28 protein-coding genes are annotated in these 18781 nt (G+C 60.4%); all 28 read left to right on the top strand.

Annotated elements, in window-relative coordinates; translation table 11 throughout:
- Nucleotides 1–1302, top strand: coding sequence for an AAA family ATPase (locus DXB00_RS11205; RefSeq protein ID WP_119214924.1), 1302 nt, complete (start codon nucleotides 1–3; stop codon nucleotides 1300–1302).
- Complete coding sequence (locus DXB00_RS11210; RefSeq protein ID WP_119214925.1) at nucleotides 1302–2375, top strand: ATP-binding protein; 1074 nt, start codon at nucleotides 1302–1304, stop codon at nucleotides 2373–2375. The genes DXB00_RS11205 and DXB00_RS11210 overlap by 1 nt, the downstream gene beginning before the upstream one ends.
- Nucleotides 2376–2393: 18 nt before the next feature.
- Nucleotides 2394–2867, top strand: coding sequence for a DUF669 domain-containing protein (locus tag DXB00_RS11215; RefSeq protein ID WP_118722275.1), 474 nt, complete (start codon nucleotides 2394–2396; stop codon nucleotides 2865–2867).
- Between the two features lies 1 nt (nucleotide 2868).
- Nucleotides 2869–4446 carry a DEAD/DEAH box helicase gene (locus DXB00_RS11220; protein WP_119214926.1) on the top strand — a complete coding sequence of 526 codons (1578 nt, stop codon included), beginning with the start codon at nucleotides 2869–2871 and terminating at the stop codon, nucleotides 4444–4446.
- A 10-nt stretch (nucleotides 4447–4456) separates the two neighbouring features.
- Nucleotides 4457–6718 carry an AAA family ATPase gene (locus tag DXB00_RS11225; RefSeq protein WP_119214927.1) on the top strand — a complete coding sequence of 754 codons (2262 nt, stop codon included), beginning with the start codon at nucleotides 4457–4459 and terminating at the stop codon, nucleotides 6716–6718.
- Between the two features lie 292 nt (nucleotides 6719–7010).
- On the top strand, nucleotides 7011–7409 hold the full coding sequence (locus DXB00_RS11230) for a RusA family crossover junction endodeoxyribonuclease (protein WP_119214928.1): 399 nt from the start codon (nucleotides 7011–7013) through the stop codon (nucleotides 7407–7409).
- Between the two features lies 1 nt (nucleotide 7410).
- A complete protein-coding gene (locus tag DXB00_RS11235; RefSeq protein WP_119214929.1) occupies nucleotides 7411–7707 on the top strand; it encodes a hypothetical protein in 297 nt (98 codons plus the stop codon).
- Between the two features lie 11 nt (nucleotides 7708–7718).
- Complete coding sequence (locus DXB00_RS11240) at nucleotides 7719–7928, top strand: hypothetical protein (protein ID WP_119214930.1); 210 nt, start codon at nucleotides 7719–7721, stop codon at nucleotides 7926–7928.
- Nucleotides 7925–8266 (top strand): hypothetical protein, encoded by a 342-nt coding sequence (locus DXB00_RS11245; protein WP_119214931.1) that lies wholly within the window; start codon nucleotides 7925–7927, stop codon nucleotides 8264–8266. Before DXB00_RS11240 ends, DXB00_RS11245 begins: the two co-directional genes overlap by 4 nt.
- Complete coding sequence (locus tag DXB00_RS16435) at nucleotides 8263–8415, top strand: hypothetical protein (RefSeq protein ID WP_158581310.1); 153 nt, start codon at nucleotides 8263–8265, stop codon at nucleotides 8413–8415. The genes DXB00_RS11245 and DXB00_RS16435 overlap by 4 nt, the downstream gene beginning before the upstream one ends.
- The gene (locus DXB00_RS16440; protein WP_158581311.1) at nucleotides 8412–8579 is read left to right on the top strand and encodes a hypothetical protein; all 168 of its coding nucleotides are present in this window, start codon (nucleotides 8412–8414) and stop codon (nucleotides 8577–8579) included. Before DXB00_RS16435 ends, DXB00_RS16440 begins: the two co-directional genes overlap by 4 nt.
- On the top strand, nucleotides 8569–8742 hold the full coding sequence (locus DXB00_RS16445; protein WP_158581312.1) for a hypothetical protein: 174 nt from the start codon (nucleotides 8569–8571) through the stop codon (nucleotides 8740–8742). Before DXB00_RS16440 ends, DXB00_RS16445 begins: the two co-directional genes overlap by 11 nt.
- Entirely contained in the window at nucleotides 8739–9128 is a 390-nt protein-coding gene (locus tag DXB00_RS11250) for a beta-sandwich lipoprotein (protein ID WP_118648008.1), read from the top strand. Before DXB00_RS16445 ends, DXB00_RS11250 begins: the two co-directional genes overlap by 4 nt.
- A gap of 44 nt (nucleotides 9129–9172) precedes the next feature.
- Entirely contained in the window at nucleotides 9173–9439 is a 267-nt protein-coding gene (locus tag DXB00_RS11255) for a hypothetical protein (RefSeq protein WP_118730182.1), read from the top strand.
- A gap of 4 nt (nucleotides 9440–9443) precedes the next feature.
- The gene (locus DXB00_RS11260) at nucleotides 9444–9857 is read left to right on the top strand and encodes a hypothetical protein (protein WP_119214932.1); all 414 of its coding nucleotides are present in this window, start codon (nucleotides 9444–9446) and stop codon (nucleotides 9855–9857) included.
- A gap of 154 nt (nucleotides 9858–10011) precedes the next feature.
- Nucleotides 10012–10509, top strand: coding sequence for a terminase small subunit (locus DXB00_RS11265; protein WP_119214933.1), 498 nt, complete (start codon nucleotides 10012–10014; stop codon nucleotides 10507–10509).
- Nucleotides 10478–11746: a PBSX family phage terminase large subunit gene (locus DXB00_RS11270; protein WP_119214934.1), complete on the top strand. Its 1269-nt coding sequence runs from the start codon at nucleotides 10478–10480 to the stop codon at nucleotides 11744–11746. The genes DXB00_RS11265 and DXB00_RS11270 overlap by 32 nt, the downstream gene beginning before the upstream one ends.
- A gap of 44 nt (nucleotides 11747–11790) precedes the next feature.
- The gene (locus DXB00_RS11275; RefSeq protein ID WP_243107207.1) at nucleotides 11791–13158 is read left to right on the top strand and encodes a phage capsid protein; all 1368 of its coding nucleotides are present in this window, start codon (nucleotides 11791–11793) and stop codon (nucleotides 13156–13158) included.
- Between the two features lie 3 nt (nucleotides 13159–13161).
- Nucleotides 13162–14727, top strand: a complete 1566-nt coding sequence (locus DXB00_RS11280; protein ID WP_119214936.1) for a phage minor capsid protein — start codon at nucleotides 13162–13164, stop codon at nucleotides 14725–14727.
- Nucleotides 14724–14933: a hypothetical protein gene (locus DXB00_RS11285; RefSeq protein ID WP_118730176.1), complete on the top strand. Its 210-nt coding sequence runs from the start codon at nucleotides 14724–14726 to the stop codon at nucleotides 14931–14933. The genes DXB00_RS11280 and DXB00_RS11285 overlap by 4 nt, the downstream gene beginning before the upstream one ends.
- Before the next feature lie 163 nt (nucleotides 14934–15096).
- A complete protein-coding gene (locus tag DXB00_RS11290; RefSeq protein WP_119214937.1) occupies nucleotides 15097–15678 on the top strand; it encodes a phage scaffolding protein in 582 nt (193 codons plus the stop codon).
- Nucleotides 15679–15684: 6 nt separating this feature from the next.
- Nucleotides 15685–16560: a hypothetical protein gene (locus tag DXB00_RS11295; protein ID WP_119214938.1), complete on the top strand. Its 876-nt coding sequence runs from the start codon at nucleotides 15685–15687 to the stop codon at nucleotides 16558–16560.
- 10 nt (nucleotides 16561–16570) lie between these two features.
- The gene (locus tag DXB00_RS16450; protein ID WP_158578374.1) at nucleotides 16571–16714 is read left to right on the top strand and encodes a C2H2-type zinc finger protein; all 144 of its coding nucleotides are present in this window, start codon (nucleotides 16571–16573) and stop codon (nucleotides 16712–16714) included.
- 17 nt (nucleotides 16715–16731) lie between these two features.
- Complete coding sequence (locus DXB00_RS11305) at nucleotides 16732–17082, top strand: hypothetical protein (RefSeq protein WP_119214939.1); 351 nt, start codon at nucleotides 16732–16734, stop codon at nucleotides 17080–17082.
- 4 nt (nucleotides 17083–17086) lie between these two features.
- Entirely contained in the window at nucleotides 17087–17428 is a 342-nt protein-coding gene (locus tag DXB00_RS11310; RefSeq protein WP_119214940.1) for a DUF6751 family protein, read from the top strand.
- A complete protein-coding gene (locus tag DXB00_RS11315) occupies nucleotides 17425–17850 on the top strand; it encodes a minor capsid protein (protein WP_118730170.1) in 426 nt (141 codons plus the stop codon). Before DXB00_RS11310 ends, DXB00_RS11315 begins: the two co-directional genes overlap by 4 nt.
- A complete protein-coding gene (locus tag DXB00_RS11320) occupies nucleotides 17847–18272 on the top strand; it encodes a hypothetical protein (protein ID WP_118730169.1) in 426 nt (141 codons plus the stop codon). Before DXB00_RS11315 ends, DXB00_RS11320 begins: the two co-directional genes overlap by 4 nt.
- Nucleotides 18273–18779 (top strand): phage tail tube protein, encoded by a 507-nt coding sequence (locus DXB00_RS11325; protein ID WP_118730168.1) that lies wholly within the window; start codon nucleotides 18273–18275, stop codon nucleotides 18777–18779.
- The last annotated feature ends 2 nt before the right edge of the window (nucleotides 18780–18781 follow it).

Raw genomic sequence — 18781 nt, forward strand, 5'->3', positions numbered from 1 at the left:
ATGACCGACCCCATCAAGATCACCTCGCTCGAGGCCGAGAACGTCAAACGCGTGCGTGCGGTGCAGCTGCATCCGAGCGAAACCGGCCTGACCATCATCGGCGGGAACAACAACCAGGGCAAGACCTCGCTGCTGGACACGATTGCGTGGGCGCTCGGCGGCGATCGCTTCCGTCCGTCCATGGCTAACCGTAAGGGCAGCACGATCCCGCCGCACATCAAGGTCACGCTGTCCAACGGCCTGATCGTCGAGCGCCGCGGCAAGAACAGCGACCTCAAGGTCATCGACCCGTCGGGCAGCAAGGCCGGACAGCAGCTTCTCAATGCCTTTATCGAGCAGCTGGCACTCGATCTGCCGCGCTTTATGCAGGCGAGCGACCGTGAAAAGGCGGACACGCTGCTCCGCATCATCGGTGTGGGCGAACAGCTTGCCGCACTGGAACGCAAAGAGCAGGAGCAGTACAACGAGCGCCTTGCCATTGGCCGCATTGCCGACCAGAAAGCAAAGTACGCGAAAGAGCAGCCGTACTGGCCGGATGCACCGGACGAACTCATCTCCGCAAGTGACCTCATCCGTCAGCAGCAGGCAATCCTTGCCCGCAACGGTGAGAACCAGAGCAAGCGAGCGATGGCAAGCCTGCTCGATCAGCAGGTGAGCACCCTCACCGCGCGTGTGGATGAGCTGCACCGTCAGCTGCAAACCGCCGAGGACGAACTCATCGCTAAGATGGCTGACCTTGCCACCGCCCGCAAGACCGCCGAGCAGCTTGTGGACGAGAGCACTGAGGAGCTGGAGCGCAGCATTGCCGACATCGAAACCATCAACGCCAAGGTGCGCGACAACCTCAACCGCGAAAAGGCCGAGGAGGATGCACACGCCTATCAGCAGCAGTATGACAGCCTGACCGCCGAAATTGAACAGCTCCGCGAGGACAAGCGCGCGCTGCTGGACGGCGCCAAGCTGCCGATGGAGGGCCTCGGTGTTGCGGACGGCGCACTGACCTATCACGGCCAGAAATGGGATAATATGTCCGGCAGCGAGCAGCTGCGGGTGGCGACCGCCATTGTGCGCTGTCTGAAACCGCAGTGCGGCTTCGTACTGCTGGACAAGCTGGAGCAGATGGACCTCGGCACGCTGCGTGAGTTCGGCGCGTGGCTGGAAAGCGAGGGCTTACAGGCCATCGCAACGCGCGTTTCGACCGGTGACGAGTGCTCCATCATCATCGAGGACGGCTATGTGCAGGGCGAGGAACAGCCTTTACCTGACGAGCCGCAGAGTACATGGAAAGCAGGTGCATTTTAATGCAGATCATCCGCGGAAAACAGAAGACCGCGCTCAAGGTTGTCGTGTACGGTCCGGAGGGCATCGGCAAGTCTACGTTTGCCGCACAGTTCCCGAATCCGCTGTTCATCGACACCGAGGGCGGCACCAAGCACATGGACGTCGCCCGCACGCCTAAGCCGACCAGCTGGGTCATGCTGCTCGGTCTGGTCAAAGAGTGCATTGCCGACCCGAGCCTGTGCGGCACGCTCATCATCGACACGATGGACTGGGCGGAGCTGCTGTGCAGCCGCTACGTCTGCGACAAGAACCAGAAAAAGAGTATCGAGGAGTTCGGCTACGGCAAGGGCTACACCTATCTGATGGAGGAGTTCGGCGCCCTGCTGAATACGCTGAACGAGCTGGTCGAGCGCGGCGTGAACGTAGTCGTGACGGCGCACGCCAAGATGCGGAAATTTGAGCAGCCGGACGAGCTCGGCGCATACGACCGCTGGGAGATGAAGCTGTCCGCCAAGACCGCGCCGCTCGTCAAGGAGTGGGCGGACATGGTGCTGTTCGCCAACTACAAGACGTTCGCCGTCAAGACGGAGAACGGCAAGACCAAGGGACAGGGCGGCGAGCGCCGGATGTACACCACCCATCACCCGTGCTGGGATGCGAAGAACCGCTTCGGCCTGCCCGGCGAGATGCCGTTCGATTATGCCGGAATCGCCCATATCATCGGGGACGAAAAAAATATTCGGTCAATTACTGAACCGAATGAACCGTTAGCGGTCAATTCTGCGGACGAAACGCCGGATAAGTGTAAGGACGTTTCCGATGCACCCGCACAGGCGGCAGTAAGCGAACCGGCGAAACCGGACGGCACCGTGCCGGACATTCCGGCAGGTATCCCGCAGGCGCTGCGCGACCTGATGCAGGCCAACAACGTCACCGCGACCGACATTCAGACCGCCGTTTCCGCCAAGGGATATTTCCCGCTCGGCATGGAGATCACCGACTATCCGGCGGATTTCGTAAACGGCTGCCTGATCGGTGCGTGGGATCAGCTCTATCAGGTCATTCTGAAAGAACGCAAAGACATTCCGTTTTAATCAAGGAGGACAATCATTATGAACGACAACATTCTGGATCAGGAACTCGGCTGGGAAGACGAGATCGAAAACGAGGGCAGTCCGCGCCGTGTGCTCGAGCCGGGCGAGTACCCGTTTACCGTTTTGGGCTTTGAGCGTGCCCGCTACGCCGGCAGCGAAAAGGTCGCGCCGTGCAATCAGGCGATCCTGCACCTGCGCGTGGATGCGCCGGACGGCGAGAGCGAGATGAACGTCAACCTGTTTCTTCTCAAGCGCTTTGAGTGGAAGCTGTGCCAGTTCTTCACGTCCATCGGCCTGCGCCAGCACGGCGAAAAGCTGCGGATGAACTGGGCGGCTGTCACCGGCAAGACCGGCCGCTGCCGCATCACCAAGCGTACTTACAAGGACAAGACCGGCGCAGACCGCGAAACCAACGATCTGGACGAGTTCCTCGACCCGCTGGGTGCGCCGTCCATGCAGCAGGCGGGCGGCTTTACGCCGGGAGCATTCTAATATGGAACTGCGACCGTATCAGCAGGCGGCGCGTGAAGCGGTCGAGAACCGCTGGGAGCAGGGTGACGACAGCACCCTGCTTTCTATTCCCACCGGCTGCGGAAAGACTGTCATTTTTGCGAAGATTGCCGAGGACAGGGTGCGGCAGGGCGACCGCGTGCTCATCCTCGCGCACCGCGGTGAGCTGCTCGATCAGGCCGCCGACAAGCTGCACACCGCGACCGGACTTTCCTGTGCGACCGAGAAAGCCGAGCAAAGCTGTCTGGGCAGCTGGCTGCGCGTGGCGGTCGGCTCGGTGCAGACCCTCATGCGCCCCAAGCGCTTAGCGGCGTTCCCGCGGGACTACTTCGGCACCATTATCATCGACGAAGCGCATCACGCGGTATCCGACAGCTACGGACGTATCCTGAATCACTTCGACAGCGCAAAGGTGCTCGGCGTGACCGCAACGCCCGACCGAGGCGATATGCGAAACCTCGGCAGCGTGTTCCAGTCGCTGGCGTATGAGTATTCGCTGACCAAGGCTATCCGCGAGGGCTACCTTGTGCCCATTAAGGCGCTGACCGTGCCGCTCAAGATGGATTTAAGCGGTGTCGGCGTGCAGTCCGGCGACTTTAAGCCGGGTGACCTCGACAGTGCGCTCGACCCGTACCTCTACCAGATCGCAGACGAGATGGCAAAGACCTGTGCCGACCGCAAGACCGTTGTGTTCCTGCCGCTGGTCAAGACCAGCCAGAAATTCCGCGACATTCTGGTTTCGCGCGGCTTCCGTGCGGCAGAAGTGAACGGCGAATCGCCCGACCGCGCGGAAATCCTTGCGGCATTCGACCGCGGCGAGTACAACGTGCTGTGCAACAGTATGCTGCTCACCGAGGGCTGGGACTGCCCGAGCGTCAACTGTGTTGTGGTGCTGCGCCCGACCAAGGTACGCAGCCTGTACAGCCAGATGGTAGGCCGCGGCACGCGCCTGTTTCCCGGCAAGACCGACCTGCTGCTGCTGGATTTCCTGTGGCACACCGAGCGGCACGAGCTTTGCAGACCGGCGCATCTGGTCTGCGAAACCGCCGAGGTGGCCGAGAGCATGACCGAGAGCGCAGCCGAGCAGGGCGGTCCGGTGGACATCCTCGAAGCCGCCGAGCAGGCCGAGAGTGACGTCGTACAGCAGCGCGAGGAATCCCTCGCCAAGCAGCTGGCGGAGATGAAAAGCCGCAAGCGCCGTCTGGTGGACCCGTTACAGTTTGAGCTGTCCATTCAGGCAGAGGATTTAGCTGGCTACACGCCCGCATTCGGCTGGGAGATCGCGCCGCCGAGTGAAAAGCAGCTCGGCGCACTGGAAAAGTGGGGCATCCGCCCGGATGAGATCGAATGCGCGGGCAAGGCGGCAAAGCTGCTCGACCGTCTGGCGGCACGCCGCACCGAGGGTCTGACAACGCCCAAGCAGATTCGCTTTCTGGAGGGCAAGGGCTTTACGCACGTCGGCACCTGGCAGTTTGAGCAGGCAAAGCAGCTCATCGACCGCATTGCCGCCAACGGCTGGCGCATTCCGCGCGGCATCGACCCGAAAACCTACATGGGATAATGGAGGATAAATGAAGCAGGACGAACTCGATCTCCGGCAGGCGCTGGACTACATCGACCCGAGAGAACTCTCGTACAGCGAGTGGGTCGGCGTCGGCATGGGACTGAAAGAAGCAGGCTATCCCGTCGGTCTGTGGGAGGACTGGTCAAGACGGGACGGCGGGCGCTACCGCACCGGCGAGTGCGCCCGCAAGTGGGACAGCTTTCGCGGTACGGACACGCCCATCACGGCGGGAACCATCGTGCAGATGGCGCAGCGCGGCGGCTGGCAGCCGAACGGCGGCGACTGTGAACTCGGCTGGGACGATGAGATCGGCGGGAACGAACCCTACCGCGTGATTGACCCGCACTGGGTCGAGGCGCAGGAGATTGCCGAACCCGCCGAGTGGCATCCGGCGCAGCAGCTCATCACCTACCTCGAAACGCTGTTCGACAGCGAGGAGCACGTCGGCTACGTCACCCGCTCGTTCTCGAACGAGGACGGCAAGGCCATGCCGACCAAGGGCGACTGGGCACGAACCGCCGGTCAGCTGGTGCAGGCGCTCTCTGCCTGCGGCGACGACATCGGCAGCGTGCTCGGTGACTACGACCCGGCGGTCGGCGCGTGGATCCGCTTCAACCCGCTCGACGGCAAGGGCATCCGCAACGAGAACGTCACCGCGTTCCGCTACGCGCTCGTCGAATGCGACGGCATGGACATCGACCGCCAGAACGCACTCATCCGTGAGCTGGAACTACCGGTGGCGTGTCTGGTGCACTCGGGCGGCAAGAGCGTGCACGCCATTGTACACATTGATGCACCCGACTACCCAGAGTACCGCAAGCGGGTCGAATACCTGTACACGGTCTGCCGTAAGAACGGTCTGGAACTCGACCAGCAGAACCGCAATCCGTCGCGCCTGTCGCGTATGCCGGGCGTGCTGCGAAAGGGACACAAGCAGTTCCTCATCGACACCAACATCGGCAAGACGGACTTTGCCGAGTGGCGCGAGTTCATTGAGAGCGCAACGGACGATTTACCCGATCCGGAGAGCATGAGCGCTGTCTGGGACGAAATGCCGCCGCTGGCACCGGCACTCATCAGCGGCGTGCTCCGGCAGGGGCACAAGATGCTGCTGGCCGGACCGTCCAAGGCGGGCAAGTCGTTCGCGCTGATCGAGCTGACCATCGCAATCGCCGAGGGCAAAAGCTGGCTCGGCTTTGACTGTGCACAGGGCAGAGTGCTGTACGTCAACCTCGAGCTTGACCGCGCTTCCTGCCTGCACCGTTTTAAGGATGTGTACAGCTGTCTCGGCTGGAAGCCTGAGCACCTCGGCAACATCGACATCTGGAACCTGCGCGGCAAGTCCGTGCCGATGGACAGGCTCACGCCGAAACTCATTCGCCGAGCGGTCAAGAAGGACTACATCGCGGTCATCATCGACCCTATTTACAAGGTCATCACCGGTGACGAGAACTCCGCCGACCAGATGGCGAACTTCTGCAACCAGTTTGACAAGGTGTGCACCGAACTCGGCTGCGCGACCATCTACTGCCACCACCATTCCAAGGGTGCACAGGGCGGCAAGCGCTCGATGGACCGCGCGAGCGGCTCGGGCGTGTTTGCCCGTGACCCGGATGCGCTGCTCGACCTCATCGAACTGGAGGTGTCGGACGACCTGCGCGTGCAGATGGAGAACAACGCCGTCTGCCGTGTGTGCGGCGCGGCGCTCGAGGCGGCAGACAAGAGCGACGAGGTATCGCAGGACGACCTGTGCAGCCAGCGTGCCGCCATGGACGCCTGCAAGCGGCTGCTCTCCGGCGTGGACTACAATCACCTGCTCGACCGCATCGCGGACACGAGAAAAGAGGTGCAGGCACGGACGGCGTGGCGCATCGAGGGCACGCTGCGCGAGTTCCCGAAGTTCCCGCCGGTCAACCTGTGGTTCGAGTTTCCGGTGCATCGGCCGGACGGCAACGGCGCATTGCAGGACATCAATCCGGATGAGGCTGCTCCGGCATGGCAGCGCGGTGCAAAGGCCCGCAAGGGCAAGGCGAAGCAGGCGAAGCAGAGCAAGAAGGAAGCGTTCGACACGGCGTACAACGCGCTGTGTCTGGGCGGGGATGCACCGACCGTGCAGGACGTTATCGAATACTACACCGAGCAGGATGAGAACGGAGAGGTGCAGAAGCCGACTTCGAGAACCGTCTACCGTTGGATTAAGGATTATGGTTATTCGCTGGATAAGAATAGTGGAAAAATTTTGAATGACACGACCTGCGACATGACCTGAAAGTTAAGGTTATGACGCTTGCGACACAACCTGTGACACGACCTTACGGTTCAGGTCATGTCGTTAGTGACATAACCTGCGACACGACCTGAAATTATGGTCATGTCGAGAGTGACGACACGACCATATATATACTACGTATATATTTTTGACAATGTCACAAGTGACACAACCAGGTGGGTCAGTGTGTGAACGCACTCACCATGTGAGGGGGCTTGGAAGGCGCCCCTCACAAATGGTTGGAGAGCGCACACACGACTGGACCCGTCGCGCGAGAGGAGAGAAGAAGAAAATGGTAACGCAGTTTTTCATGGCGATGCGCCCGCCGACGTGTACGGCACAGGAGAAGCAGGTGCGCGTGGTGCATGGCAAGCCGCAGTTCTACGAGCCGCAGGCGCTCGCCGCCGCCCGCGCAAAGCTGTGCGCGTACCTCGGGCAGCACCGGCCGGAACAGCCGTATACAGGCGGCGTGCGGCTCGTAGTGAAGTGGCTGTTCCCGCGAGGAAAGCACCCGAACGGCAGCTACCGCACGACAAAGCCGGATACGGACAACCTGCAGAAGCTGCTCAAGGACTGCATGACCGCCGAGCACTTCTGGACGGACGATGCGCTGGTGTGCTCGGAGATCACGGAGAAATTCTGGGCGGACATGCCCGGCATCTGGATTCACATCGAGCCGGTGGAGGGCTGATATGGACTTTGAGGAGATGAACCAGCGGGCATACGACCGCAAACCCGAGCCGGACGGTCTGACACCCGCCGAGCGCATGATCTGGCTGGCGCTGCGGCTGCTGTATGAGCTGCACTTTCACGGCGGCCTGACCCGTGACGAGGGCGTGGCGTATAAGCAGGAGCTGAAAAAAGATTACGAGCGTAACCTCGCGCAGGAGGCCGAGTGGCTGCGTGCCGGTACGGCAATGAAGCTGCTGCGGCAGAGCGAGAACCCCGAGGTGAAGAAGATCGTCGGGGAAGTTGAAACGATGTTTTGAGGAGGAGAACCATGGCGAAGTGTAAATTCTGCGGGGAGCCGGTTAAGGCTGCACCGGTGTTCCACCCGTCCTGCTGGGTGCAGGCAGTGAACAAGCTCGCGGGTGAGATCTGCGATGAGTATTGTAAGTTTCCTTTTGAACTGGACTATGAGGCGCTGGTGGACAAGTGCGAGCGGTGTCCGATGACACGGTTAAAAGAATTGGGAGGCAGAAACGTATGAGAACCGACGAACTGATCAAAGCCCTTGGACGGCTGAAAGTGCAGACTGGCTCTCTGGCGTGCCTGGGCTGCGGGCATGAGCACAACTGCGGCGTGCATGGCTGTGCCCTGATCCGAGAGGCAGTGAACCAGCTGATCGAGCAGAACGGTTGGATCAATATCAAGGAGCGCCTGCCGGAGCGTGGTGTGCCGGTGCTGACGTACAACAAATGGGGGCGCGCCCGAGTGGAAACGCTGCGGACTTGGGACGAGCAGCCCTATTTTGTCGGCGGCCTGAAAGCCGGAGCCGATGTGCTGTTCTGGCGGCTGCTACCGCAGTTGCCGGGGGTGCAGGAATGACAATCACTGATTTGTTGGTCAATCTGGACTGTATCCTGTGGCTGGTTCTGTTCTTCATTGTGCTGCATCGGGTCAACTTCTGGGACGGGAAATTCCGTGAGCTGCACGAGGAACTGACGCGAACGATTCGGGAGGAGGACAAGAAATGAACGATTTCAGTGGTCCGGTAGATAAGAAAACGGCGAAAAACCTGCTGAAACTATGTAGGAAGACCATTCCGGTTATAACACTGCTGGACGCATATACCATTCAGGCCATTCTGCATGGAGCGGAACGGCGTGCCAAAGAGAGGGAGGACACCCATGACGATTAACCAGGCAATCCGCATCCTCGACCCGGAAACGACAGCCGAGGAGCTGGCAACGATTGAATACTACGGCGGTCTGCACGGCCGTGAAAAGATGGTAGCCGCCTGTGACGAGGCCTGCCGCATAGCGGTTCAAATTATGAGAAAATACATGGAGGAACAAAAATGAAAAAGAAAATCATGGCGGCACTGCTCTGCGGTGCTATGATGTGTAGTCTGTCGGCCTGCAGAGAGAGCGAGCGCGTTGCGTACAACATCTCGAAGGAGGCGGACAATTTCAACGTCACGCGCCGTCTGGAAGTCATCAACGCGCGTACGGACAAGCCGGTGTTTGAGCTGATCGGCAACTTCGCCATCTCGAACAACAGCGAGAACGAGCTGGAGGTGACTGTCGAGACCGGGCAGGGCGTTTACAAGAAACACCTTGTGTACCTCAACGACTGGACGATCTACGTTGTGGAGGACGTCAGCGGCGCTTACGTGGACAAGTTCCACTACGAGGTGAATTTCCTGCCGGAGATGATCATTCCGGTTACGGTGACGTCGCATGACTAAATACAGCGACAAGGTTCGGCGCTATTTAGCATGGAGGTATGGCGATGAAGAAAAAGCGTGTCAATCCGCACAGGCGTCCGGCGACACTGGCGGACGTACAAAAGGCAAAGAAAGCCGCACAGAACGAGGCGGTAACAACAGCATGGGCAATCTTTTTCTCGGCGCTGCGGGATAAGGAGGGCTTCGGCTACACACGGCTCCGGCGGGTCTGGGACGAGGTAAACTACCTCGCGGACAGCGTTTCCAAGGGCTATGTGTCGATCGCCGATCTCGAAAAGGAACTCGAAGACTACGGAATCACGTTGAGGTAGGATTATGACAACAAAAGATTGGCTGAACCGCGGGTGGGCACTCGACCGCGAGATTACGGCTTTGGAGAGTGCCAAGCGCCGGGCGTATGACCGCTGTGTGTCGGGCGTGGCATCGGTGAGCGGTGCACCGGGCGGCGGCGGTGCCTCAGATGGCGGCCTGAGCCGCTACGCCGACTTTGCCGCGCAGGTGGACGCCCAGATCGACAAGCTGGTGGGCATCAAGCAGGAGATTGCGGCGGTTATCGCGCAGGTGCCGGATTCGTCGCTGCGTGCGCTGCTGGTACGGCGGTACATGAATTTTGAGAAGTGGGAGGTTATCGCCGTCTGTCTGAACTATTCCCGCAGGCAGGTGACACGGCGGCACGGACAGGCGCTCAAAGAGGTCAGCCGAATCCTTGCCGAGCAGGATGTCCTTTAATGTCCCACTAAGTCATGCTATACTGGTATCATGAAGTTCAGCGGGAATGAAACTTAGGTCCCGCATTTCTCCTGCTTCATAGCATTGGAAACACCTCCGGAAAGGCACTCTTGGAAACAAGGGTGCTTTTTCGTGCCCGAAAGGAAGTGAAACCATGACAAGCAAACAGAAACGGTTCGTCGAGGAATACCTCATCGACCTGTGTGCCACGCAGGCGGCCATCCGTGCAGGATACAGCCCGGAAACCGCCGGGTCTATCGGCTCGGAAAACCTGCACAAACCTGAAATCCGCGCGCGCATTGATGCCGCCATGGCGGAGCTGTCCCGCCGAACGGGTGTCAATCAGGAGCGCGTCATTCGTGAGCTGGCAAAGGTGGCGTTCGTCAACGCTGCCGAGGTGGTGGACTTTGAGAGCGCGAAGCTGCTACCAACCGCTGCGCCTGAGGACACGGCAGCCATCGCCTCGGTCAAGGTCAAGCAGATCCCGACCGATGCCGGCATGGGCATCGAGCGCGAGATCCGCATGGCGGACAAGCTCAAAGCACTCGAGCTGCTCGGCAAGCACCTCGGTATGTTCACCGACAACGTGCACCTGACCGGAGATATGGGGGTGCAGATCGTTGACGACATTCCCGACAGCGGAACAGGTTAAGCTGACCGACGTCATCGCGCCGTCGTTCTACGAGGTGCACCGCGACATCGCCGCAGGCGGGCACACCTACTACAAGCTGGACGGTGGACGAGGTTCCGCAAAGTCTTCGTTCGTTGGTACGGAGATTATTCTTGACATGATGAGGGATGCTCAGGCAGGCAAGATCACCAATGCGGTGGCGTTCCGCCGCTACAAGGAGCAGCTGCATGACAGCGTTTTTGAGCAGCTGCTATGGGCGATCAACAAGCTGGGCGTGGCTCACCTGTGGAAGGAAACGGTGAGCCCGCTGCGGCTCACATACATCCCCACCGGGCAGGTCATCCTGTTCCGGGGCGCTGATAAGGTCAAAAAGGCCAAGTCCATCAAGGTCTCCAAAGGCTATATCAAGTACCTGTGGTTTGAGGAGCTGGATGAGTTTGAGAACCCGGAGAAAATCCGCAGTGTGCGGCAGTCCGTTGTGCGTGGCGGCGAACAATTCACCGTGTTCTTTTCCTACAACCCGCCCAAATCTCAGAGGAATTGGGTGAATAACCCGGCAAACTGGAACAGATCCGACCTGGTCAATCACCACAGCACCTATCTGACCGTGCCGCGTGCATGGCTTGGTGAACAGTTCATCATGGATGCCGAGCACCTGCGCGACACAAACCCGGCTGCCTACGAGCATGAGTATCTCGGCAAGGTGACCGGCTCGGGCGCGGAGGTGTTCGACAACCTGCAAAGCCGCCGCATCACCGACGAGGAGATCAGCCGCTTCGACCGCATCTACAACGGCGTGGACTGGGGCTTCTACCCGGACCCGTGGGCATTCAACCGGATGCACTACGATGCCGCACGCCGCACGCTGTACATCTTCGGGGAGCTGACCCGGTATAAGCAGGGCAACCGCGCAACCGCCGATGCGCTGCTCGCGTTCGGCCTGACCGGTGCTGACCGCATCACGGCGGATTCTGCCGAGCCAAAGTCCGTGCAGGACTACAAGAACTACGGCCTGTTCTGCCGCGGCGCCATCAAGGGACCCGGCAGCGTGGACTACTCGCACAAGTGGCTGCAGTCGCTCCGCCGCATCGTCATTGACCCGGTGCGGTGCCCGGATACCTGGAAGGAGTTCAGCGAGTACGAGTACGAGCGGGGCGCGGACGGCGAGATCACGGCAGGCTATCCCGATGCCAACAACCACCACATTGATGCGGTGCGGTACGGACTGGAACCTGTCTGGAAGAAACGAGGTCAGTGATGTTACAAAGATTTTTAACATGGATTCGAGGTGTTTTCACAAAAATGCTGCATATCAACGATGCAAAACGCTCGCTCAAGGTCGATGTGGCCATCAGCACGGAGATGCAGGCCGCCATTGACCAGTGGGCGATGATGTTCATTGACCGTGCGCCGTGGCTGGACGACACGACCCAGAGCCTCGGCCTGCCTGCCGCCATCGCGGGCGAGATTGCCCGCCTGACGACCGTTGAGCTGGAGAGCAGCATCACCGGCAGCGCACGCGCAGACTACCTGCAGGGCGAGTACGAGCGGGTGCTGAACGAACTCCGCAGTCAGGTCGAAACAGCGGCCGCAGGCGGCGGTCTGGTGTTCAAACCCTATGTGGACGGCGAGCGGATTGCTGTGGACTGTGTTCCGGCGTGGCGCTTTCTGCCGACGGCGTTCAACAGCCGCGGTGAGGTGACGGGCGCGGTGTTCGTCGAGCAGGTGACCAAGGGCAAGACCTACTACACACGCATGGAGCACCACCAGCTGACCGACGACGGCTACACCATCCGCAATCTGGCTTACTCGTCGCTGTCGCAGGGCACGCTCGGCAATCCGTGCAGCCTTGCCGCCGTCGATGAATGGGCAGACCTCGAACCCGAGCTGACCATCCGCTACAAGGACGGCACCGCGCCCGAGGGTGTGCTGTTCGCGTACTTCCGGCTGCCGTTCAGCAACACGGTTGACCCGGAAAGCCCGCTCGGTGTGTCGGTGTACAGCCGCGCCGTCGGGCTGATCCGCGAAGCCGACCGGCAGTACAGCCGCATCCTGTGGGAGTACGAGGGCAGTGAGCTTGCCATCGACGCCAGTCAGGGTGCCTTGCAGGTAAGCGGTCCGGACGGCAGACCGGCAACGCTGCCGCCGCGCAGCAAGCGCCTGTTCCGAGAACTCGCGATCGACCAGGGACAGAGCGGCGATCTGTACAAGGTGTTCAATCCGGCCATCCGCGACACCTCGCTGTTCAACGGACTGGACAAGCTGCTCAAGCGCATCGAGTTCAACTGCAACCTCGCTTACGGCACGCTGTCCGACCCACAGGCTGTGGACAAGACCGCCGAGGAGATCAGGAGCAGCAAGCAGCGCTCCTATTCCGCCGTGTGCGACGTGCAGAGAGCCTTGCAGAGCGCGCTCGAGCACCTTGTCTGGGTGATGGACTTTTACGCCAGCCTGTACAAGCTCGCGCCGATGGGCGAGTACGAGGTCAGCTTCAGCTGGGGCGACGGCGTGCTGCAGGACACCGACAAGGAATATATGCGTCGCAAGGAACTGGTAGACAGTGGCTACCTCTCGCCGGAGAAGCTGCTCGCGTGGTACTTCGGTATCTCGGAGGACGAGGCCAAGGCGTTCATGCCTGCGGCATCGCCGCCGCTGTTCGGGGAGGAGTAAGCCATGCTCACGCCGGAATACCTCCAGCGGCTGCCGGACAGCGTGGTGGAACTCTACGCACAGGCCGAGGCGGACATTCTCGCTGACATGGCACGGCGCATCAACGGCTTTGACCTGTTCATTCCGTCCGCGCAGTACCAGATGGAGCGGCTCGAGGAGATGGGCGCACTCCGCAGGGACATCATTTCCAAGCTGTCCGGTCTGACCGGCAAGAGCCGCAAAGAGATTGCCGCCATCATGCAGGAGGCAGGCGTGGAAACGCTCTCAGCTGATGAGAAGATCTATCAGGCTGCCGGTCTGGTCGGCAAGTCGGAACTCTCGCCTGCGGTGCAGGAGGTGCTGAACGCCGGACTGCAAAAGACGGGCGGCCTGTTCCGCAACCTCACCAGAACGACCGCGAACACGGCCACACGGCAGTTCGAGAACGCGCTCGACCGCGCCTATATGCAGGTGACGAGCGGTGCGTTTGACCCGAACACAGCGGTCAGGAGCGCCATCAAGCACCTTGCACAGCAGGGTGTCGGCGCGATAACCTATCCGAGCGGGCACGTTGACACGCTTGAGGTCGCGGTGCGGCGTGCGCTCGTTACCGGCGTCAACCAGACCTGCCTGCAGATGCAGGAGGCCAGAGCCGACGAACTCGGTTGCGATCTGGTGGAAACCACCGCGCACAGCGGCGCACGACCATCTCACGCCGAGTGGCAGGGACAGGTGTTCAGCCGGTCGGGCAAGAGCCGCAAGTACCCGGATTTCGTGCAGGTGACCGGCTACGGCACCGGCGAGGGGCTTGGCGGCTGGAACTGTTCGCATTCGTTCTACCCGTTCTTCGAGGGGCTACCGAGAACCTACTCGGACAAGCTGCTCGACAGCTACAAGGCGAAGGACTACGAGTATAACGGCAAGAAAATGACCGAGTACGAGGCACTCCAGACCCAGCGCGGCATTGAGCGCAAGCTGAGGCGCTGGAAGCGCGAGAATATCGCCATGAAAGCCGCCGGACAGGATACCACTGAGAGCGCGGTCAAGATCGCCCAGTGGCAGACCGTGCAGAAGGATTTCCTCTCGCAGACCGGACTGAAACGCCAGCGTGACCGGGAGCAGATTGCAGGCTGGAGCCGCAAGGCAGCGGCGCAGGCAAGCGGTTCGGCTCGTTCGGCACAGCACAAGGCCAACCGGTATTTCTCACTCAGCGGTCCGGAGGAAAATCTGCGGGAGTACCTGAAAGAGAAACCAATCATTGACCTGCTGGAACAGCAGGGTGTAGAATACAAGCAGAGGATCAGCGAAAAGGAGATCATCGTTTCTGCCGGTGCGCCGAAGATCGTGAGCGAAAGCGCTCATGCGGTGGAGAACCGTGCGGTCAAGACCGACCGTGCCGACATGACGGCAGAACGCGCACAGTCCTTTGTGGACAGCGCCAAGCTGACCCTGTATCAGCCGGAACGCCAGACCTTGAAATTCATGGCGGAGGATGGCTACGCAGTCCTGAACTTTGACCACAAGCTGGTTACCGCTGTTCCGCAGAAGTGGCGGAAGAAGTACGACGATTATCTGGAGGAGAACCAATGAAAGCACGAGAACCCGCCGAAAGGCACTTTTGTCCGCTATTTCAGCGTGAGATAAGCTGGGGCGGCGCAGGCGGCTGCTATGAGGTGCAGGAAGTCCGAGAGGACAACATGGATGCCGAACTGCTGCCCGAACCGTTTGACCTGAACAAAGCAGATGCCGCGTGCGCGAAATGCGGCTGGTACCGCGTAAGCGAACCGAATACCTAAGCCGCCAAGCGAAAGCAAGGCGGTTTTCTTATACCCAAAACCGCGAACAAGCCGCCGACAAGGCGGTTTTTTCATACCCAAATTCGCCAGTGCCGGGCGTAAACGGGCACACCGCAGGAGGATGCGACCCTCGTAAAAAAGCGTAGCGGAGGAAGGACAACGCATGAAACGCGAATTTCTCGAAGGTCTGGATCTGGGCGAGGGCGCAAAGCTGCCCAAGAGCGCCATTGACGCCATCATGGCCGAGAACGGCCGCGACATCGAGGCAAAGAACAACCAGATCACGACCCTCACCACCGAGCGCGACGGCCTGAAAGAGCAGCTCACCACCGCCAATGACACCATCAAGTCCTACAAGGACATGGACATCGAGGGCGTAAAGGCCAAGGCCGACGAATGGGAATCCAAGTATAACACGGACACCCAGACGCTCAAGGATCAGCTGGCGGCAGCGGAATATGGCTTTGCCGTGAAGGAAGCGACCGCCGCGCTGAAATTCTCCTCGGAGAGCGCAAGGAAAGCCTTTGTGGCCGACCTGACCGCGAAGAAGCTGCCGATTCAGGAGGGCAAACTGCTGGGTCTGGAGGATTTCACCAAGACCTATCAGGAAACCGACCCGAATGCGTTTCTGCCGGAGAACGACGACAAGACCCCGATCGCTACCAAGGGCGGCAGCGGCGGCGGTCCCGCAACCGGCTCGGATGCGCTGCGTGCAGCGTTCGGGCTGACGACTAAGAAGGAGTAATGATTTATGCCTAATGCAATCACTCTCGCGCAGCAGTTTGTGCCGCTGCTCGACGAAACCTATCAGCTGGCCTCGCTGACCGCCGATCTGGACGGCAATGCCGATCTGGTACGCCAGGGCGCGAATGCCAACGAGCTGATCATCCCGATGCTGTCCATGCAGGGTCTGGGCGACTATTCCCGCAACGACGGCTACGTCAAGGGCGATGTAACGCTCACCAACGAAACGGTCAAGTGCAACTTTGACCGCGGCCGTATGTTCACCGTGGATACCATGGACAACCTCGAAACCGCCGGTATCGCGTTCGGTCAGCTGGCGGGCGAGTTCATCCGCACCAAGGTAGCACCCGAGGAGGATGCGTTCCGCTTCGCCCAGTATGCGGGCAAGACCGGCATCTCCAAGGTGGCTGCCGGTGCATCGCTTGCAGACGGTGCAGCCGTTATCGCGGCGTTGCGTGCCGCCATCACCAAGATGGACGAGGACGAGGTGCCCGCAAACGAGCGCTATCTGTACATCACGCCGCTGCTGCTCGGCTATGTGCAGGATATGGACACCACCAAGAGCCGTGAGGTCATGCAGAATTTCGCCAAGGTGGTCAAGGTGCCGCAGAGCCGCTTCTACACTGCCATTGAGCAGAAGTCCGGCAAGACCGGCGAGGAGGCAGGCGGCTACGCCAAGGCCGAGGGCGGCAAGGACATCAACTTCATGATCCTGCACAAGCCTGCGCTGATCCAGTTCTCCAAGCACATCGCGCCCAAGATCATCGAGCCGGGTGCAAACCAGGACGGCGATGCGTATAAGTTCGGCTACCGTCAGGTGGCTATCGCGGACGTGTACAAGAACAAGGTCGCAGGCATCTACCTGCACCACAAGGCAACGTAAGGAGGCCATTATGGGTAAGATCGTAGGTCTGGTGTTCGAGGACGAGCCGGTCTACACCTGTCCGCACTGCGGCAAGGTATACAAGACCGAGGAATCCCTCGAGAAGCACCTGAAGGACAAACACACCGAGCCGGACGGCACTCCGGCACCGTAAGAGAGGAGGCGGGCGCTGTGCTGACAGCGGACTACAAATTCTATACCGAAACCTATCACGGGAAGATGGAACAGGCGGAGTTTGACCGTATGGCTGTGCTGTCGTCCGCCTATCTGGACGAGCTGACCATGGGCCGGACGTCCGGTACGCTGACCGCTGACGTCGAGGAACGCGCAAAGCTGGCGTTCTGCGCCGTGGCGGATGCCTACCTGCTGAATGAGCAGGGCGGCGGTATTGCTTCGGAAACCAACGACGGCGTTTCCGTTACCTATGTGGCGGGCATCAGCAACTCAAAGACCGAGGCCGCAGGCTGTACGAAGCAGCGGCGCTGTTCCTCGGTTCGACCGGCCTGCTGTACAGAGGGGTGAGGTAATGCTCTACTGCAACGATGTTATCACGCTCATCAAGTACGACGGCGAGGGCTACACCGTGAGCACGCTATCCGGTGTGAGCTGGTACGACCGCACCCAGGTCAAGACCGAGAACGCCGGTCTGGTATATGCGAACAGCGTGAAAGTCCGGATTCCGGCGACTGTGCTGAAAGACGGCGCTCCGCTGCCCGAGGTGGGAGATCACCTCATTCACGGCACGCTGCCGGACGGTACAGCGCTCGAACGTCCTGCCGATCTGGCACGGCTGCACGCCCGCAAGGTGATGGCTGTGGCAGACAACCGCCGCGGCGGCATCCCTCATGTGGCGGTGGTGGGACAATGAAACTGAGTATCAGGACCGACATCAAGCCGGAAACCATTCTGCGGGCACGCGGCCTCGGCAGCGACAACGCCGCCCAGAAAATGCTCGCACAGACCGTTGTGCGGCTGTGCGACCCATATGTGCCGATGAGCAGCGGCTCCGGCGCACATATGAAAACCGCGTATACCATCGCGCCAGACGGCTCAAGCATCACCTACCGAGGGCCGTACGCACACTTCCAGTACGTCGGTGAGGTCATGGTCGGCACACGTTCCGGTTCGCCGTGGGCGAAGTCCGGCGAGAAGAAGGTCGGCGCAGGGCGTGCGCTCAGCTACAACGGCGCACCGATGCGCGGCAGGGACTGGGACAAGCGCATGATGGCCGACAGAGGTGACGAGGTCGTAAAGGCCGTCGCAAGCTATGTAGGAGGCAAAGCCAAATGAGCATCATTGAAGCGGTACGCAAGTACCTGCAAACCTGTCCGCTGCTGAAAGGCGGCACGCTGAACGTGGACTTCCTGCCGCCGGAGGCCGCCACCTACTCGGTGGACGTTGTGCCGGTAAAGCCGGTCCTCAAGGCGTACATGGACGGATCCAGCCAGCGGCAGTTCCTGTTCGTACTGGCGACCCGCACTTATTACGGCGAGTTTGTCCGCCAGCAGCTCGACAACCTGTGCTTTTTCGAGGAGTTTGCCGAGTGGCTGGACAAGCAGAACCGAACCCGTTCGTTCCCCGATCTCGGGGACGGACGAAACGCACGAAAACTGGAGGTCACGACCTCCGGCTATGTTTTCGCACCCGATACGGACACGGCACGGTATCAGATCCAGTGCCGCCTGTCCTATTTCCAGAAAGGAGAACGATAAATGAAACTTTCCGAACTGATGAAGAATCACACGCCGAGCACGAGCTTTGAGGGCTTCGTGACAAACGATGACTTTGTCCTTGCGGTGGACTGCTCCGCCGAAGGCAACGCTGCGAGCGCGGCGGACTACGCCGTGGTGCAGATCGGTGTATCCGGCCTGGATGCACAGCTCAACCCGGTAACGCAGGACAAGCAGTATATCCGCGCAGGCCAGTCCACCACCAAGACCGGCACGCAGCGCAGCTTTGCCGTTTCCGGTGACCGCTATGTGGGCGATGATTTTCAGGACTTTGCACTGTCGCACGCCGTTAAGTACGGCACCGGCAACAGCGTTGTCCGCGACTACGTTTATTTCTGCCTGCTGAACGGTCAGGGCGAGAAGGGCAAGTGCTCCATCATCGTCAACTCGGACGGCGCAGGCGATGCCGGTGAATCTTCGGAGATCGACATCGAGCTGAAGAAGTCCGGCGATGCACCGGCAAGCTACACCTATTCCGCAGCAGGTTAAGG

The sequence above is a fragment of the Butyricicoccus sp. OF10-2 genome (assembly GCF_003481925.1).
GTDB lineage: Bacteria > Bacillota > Clostridia > Oscillospirales > Butyricicoccaceae > Agathobaculum > Agathobaculum butyriciproducens.

Bases quoted from the DNA above. Each gene is read 5' to 3' on its own strand.
- DXB00_RS11205 (WP_119214924.1), top strand. From the start codon at position 1: ATGACCGACCCCATCAAGATCACCTCGCTCGAGGCCGAGAACGTCAAA.
- DXB00_RS11235 (WP_119214929.1), top strand. From the start codon at position 7,411: ATGGACTTTGAGGAGATGAACCAGCGGGCATACGACCGCAAACCCGAG.
- DXB00_RS11290 (WP_119214937.1), top strand. From the start codon at position 15,097: ATGAAACGCGAATTTCTCGAAGGTCTGGATCTGGGCGAGGGCGCAAAG.
- DXB00_RS11210 (WP_119214925.1), top strand. From the start codon at position 1,302: ATGCAGATCATCCGCGGAAAACAGAAGACCGCGCTCAAGGTTGTCGTG.
- DXB00_RS16445 (WP_158581312.1), top strand. From the start codon at position 8,569: ATGACGATTAACCAGGCAATCCGCATCCTCGACCCGGAAACGACAGCC.
- DXB00_RS11315 (WP_118730170.1), top strand. From the start codon at position 17,425: ATGAAACTGAGTATCAGGACCGACATCAAGCCGGAAACCATTCTGCGG.
- DXB00_RS11255 (WP_118730182.1), top strand. From the start codon at position 9,173: ATGAAGAAAAAGCGTGTCAATCCGCACAGGCGTCCGGCGACACTGGCG.
- DXB00_RS16440 (WP_158581311.1), top strand. From the start codon at position 8,412: ATGAACGATTTCAGTGGTCCGGTAGATAAGAAAACGGCGAAAAACCTG.
- DXB00_RS11260 (WP_119214932.1), top strand. From the start codon at position 9,444: ATGACAACAAAAGATTGGCTGAACCGCGGGTGGGCACTCGACCGCGAG.
- DXB00_RS16450 (WP_158578374.1), top strand. From the start codon at position 16,571: ATGGGTAAGATCGTAGGTCTGGTGTTCGAGGACGAGCCGGTCTACACC.
- DXB00_RS11230 (WP_119214928.1), top strand. From the start codon at position 7,011: ATGGTAACGCAGTTTTTCATGGCGATGCGCCCGCCGACGTGTACGGCA.
- DXB00_RS11225 (WP_119214927.1), top strand. From the start codon at position 4,457: ATGAAGCAGGACGAACTCGATCTCCGGCAGGCGCTGGACTACATCGAC.
- DXB00_RS11310 (WP_119214940.1), top strand. From the start codon at position 17,087: ATGCTCTACTGCAACGATGTTATCACGCTCATCAAGTACGACGGCGAG.
- DXB00_RS11250 (WP_118648008.1), top strand. From the start codon at position 8,739: ATGAAAAAGAAAATCATGGCGGCACTGCTCTGCGGTGCTATGATGTGT.
- DXB00_RS11240 (WP_119214930.1), top strand. From the start codon at position 7,719: ATGGCGAAGTGTAAATTCTGCGGGGAGCCGGTTAAGGCTGCACCGGTG.
- DXB00_RS11220 (WP_119214926.1), top strand. From the start codon at position 2,869: ATGGAACTGCGACCGTATCAGCAGGCGGCGCGTGAAGCGGTCGAGAAC.
- DXB00_RS11285 (WP_118730176.1), top strand. From the start codon at position 14,724: ATGAAAGCACGAGAACCCGCCGAAAGGCACTTTTGTCCGCTATTTCAG.
- DXB00_RS11295 (WP_119214938.1), top strand. From the start codon at position 15,685: ATGCCTAATGCAATCACTCTCGCGCAGCAGTTTGTGCCGCTGCTCGAC.
- DXB00_RS11275 (WP_243107207.1), top strand. From the start codon at position 11,791: ATGCTGCATATCAACGATGCAAAACGCTCGCTCAAGGTCGATGTGGCC.
- DXB00_RS11320 (WP_118730169.1), top strand. From the start codon at position 17,847: ATGAGCATCATTGAAGCGGTACGCAAGTACCTGCAAACCTGTCCGCTG.
- DXB00_RS16435 (WP_158581310.1), top strand. From the start codon at position 8,263: ATGACAATCACTGATTTGTTGGTCAATCTGGACTGTATCCTGTGGCTG.
- DXB00_RS11265 (WP_119214933.1), top strand. From the start codon at position 10,012: ATGACAAGCAAACAGAAACGGTTCGTCGAGGAATACCTCATCGACCTG.
- DXB00_RS11325 (WP_118730168.1), top strand. From the start codon at position 18,273: ATGAAACTTTCCGAACTGATGAAGAATCACACGCCGAGCACGAGCTTT.
- DXB00_RS11280 (WP_119214936.1), top strand. From the start codon at position 13,162: ATGCTCACGCCGGAATACCTCCAGCGGCTGCCGGACAGCGTGGTGGAA.
- DXB00_RS11245 (WP_119214931.1), top strand. From the start codon at position 7,925: ATGAGAACCGACGAACTGATCAAAGCCCTTGGACGGCTGAAAGTGCAG.
- DXB00_RS11215 (WP_118722275.1), top strand. From the start codon at position 2,394: ATGAACGACAACATTCTGGATCAGGAACTCGGCTGGGAAGACGAGATC.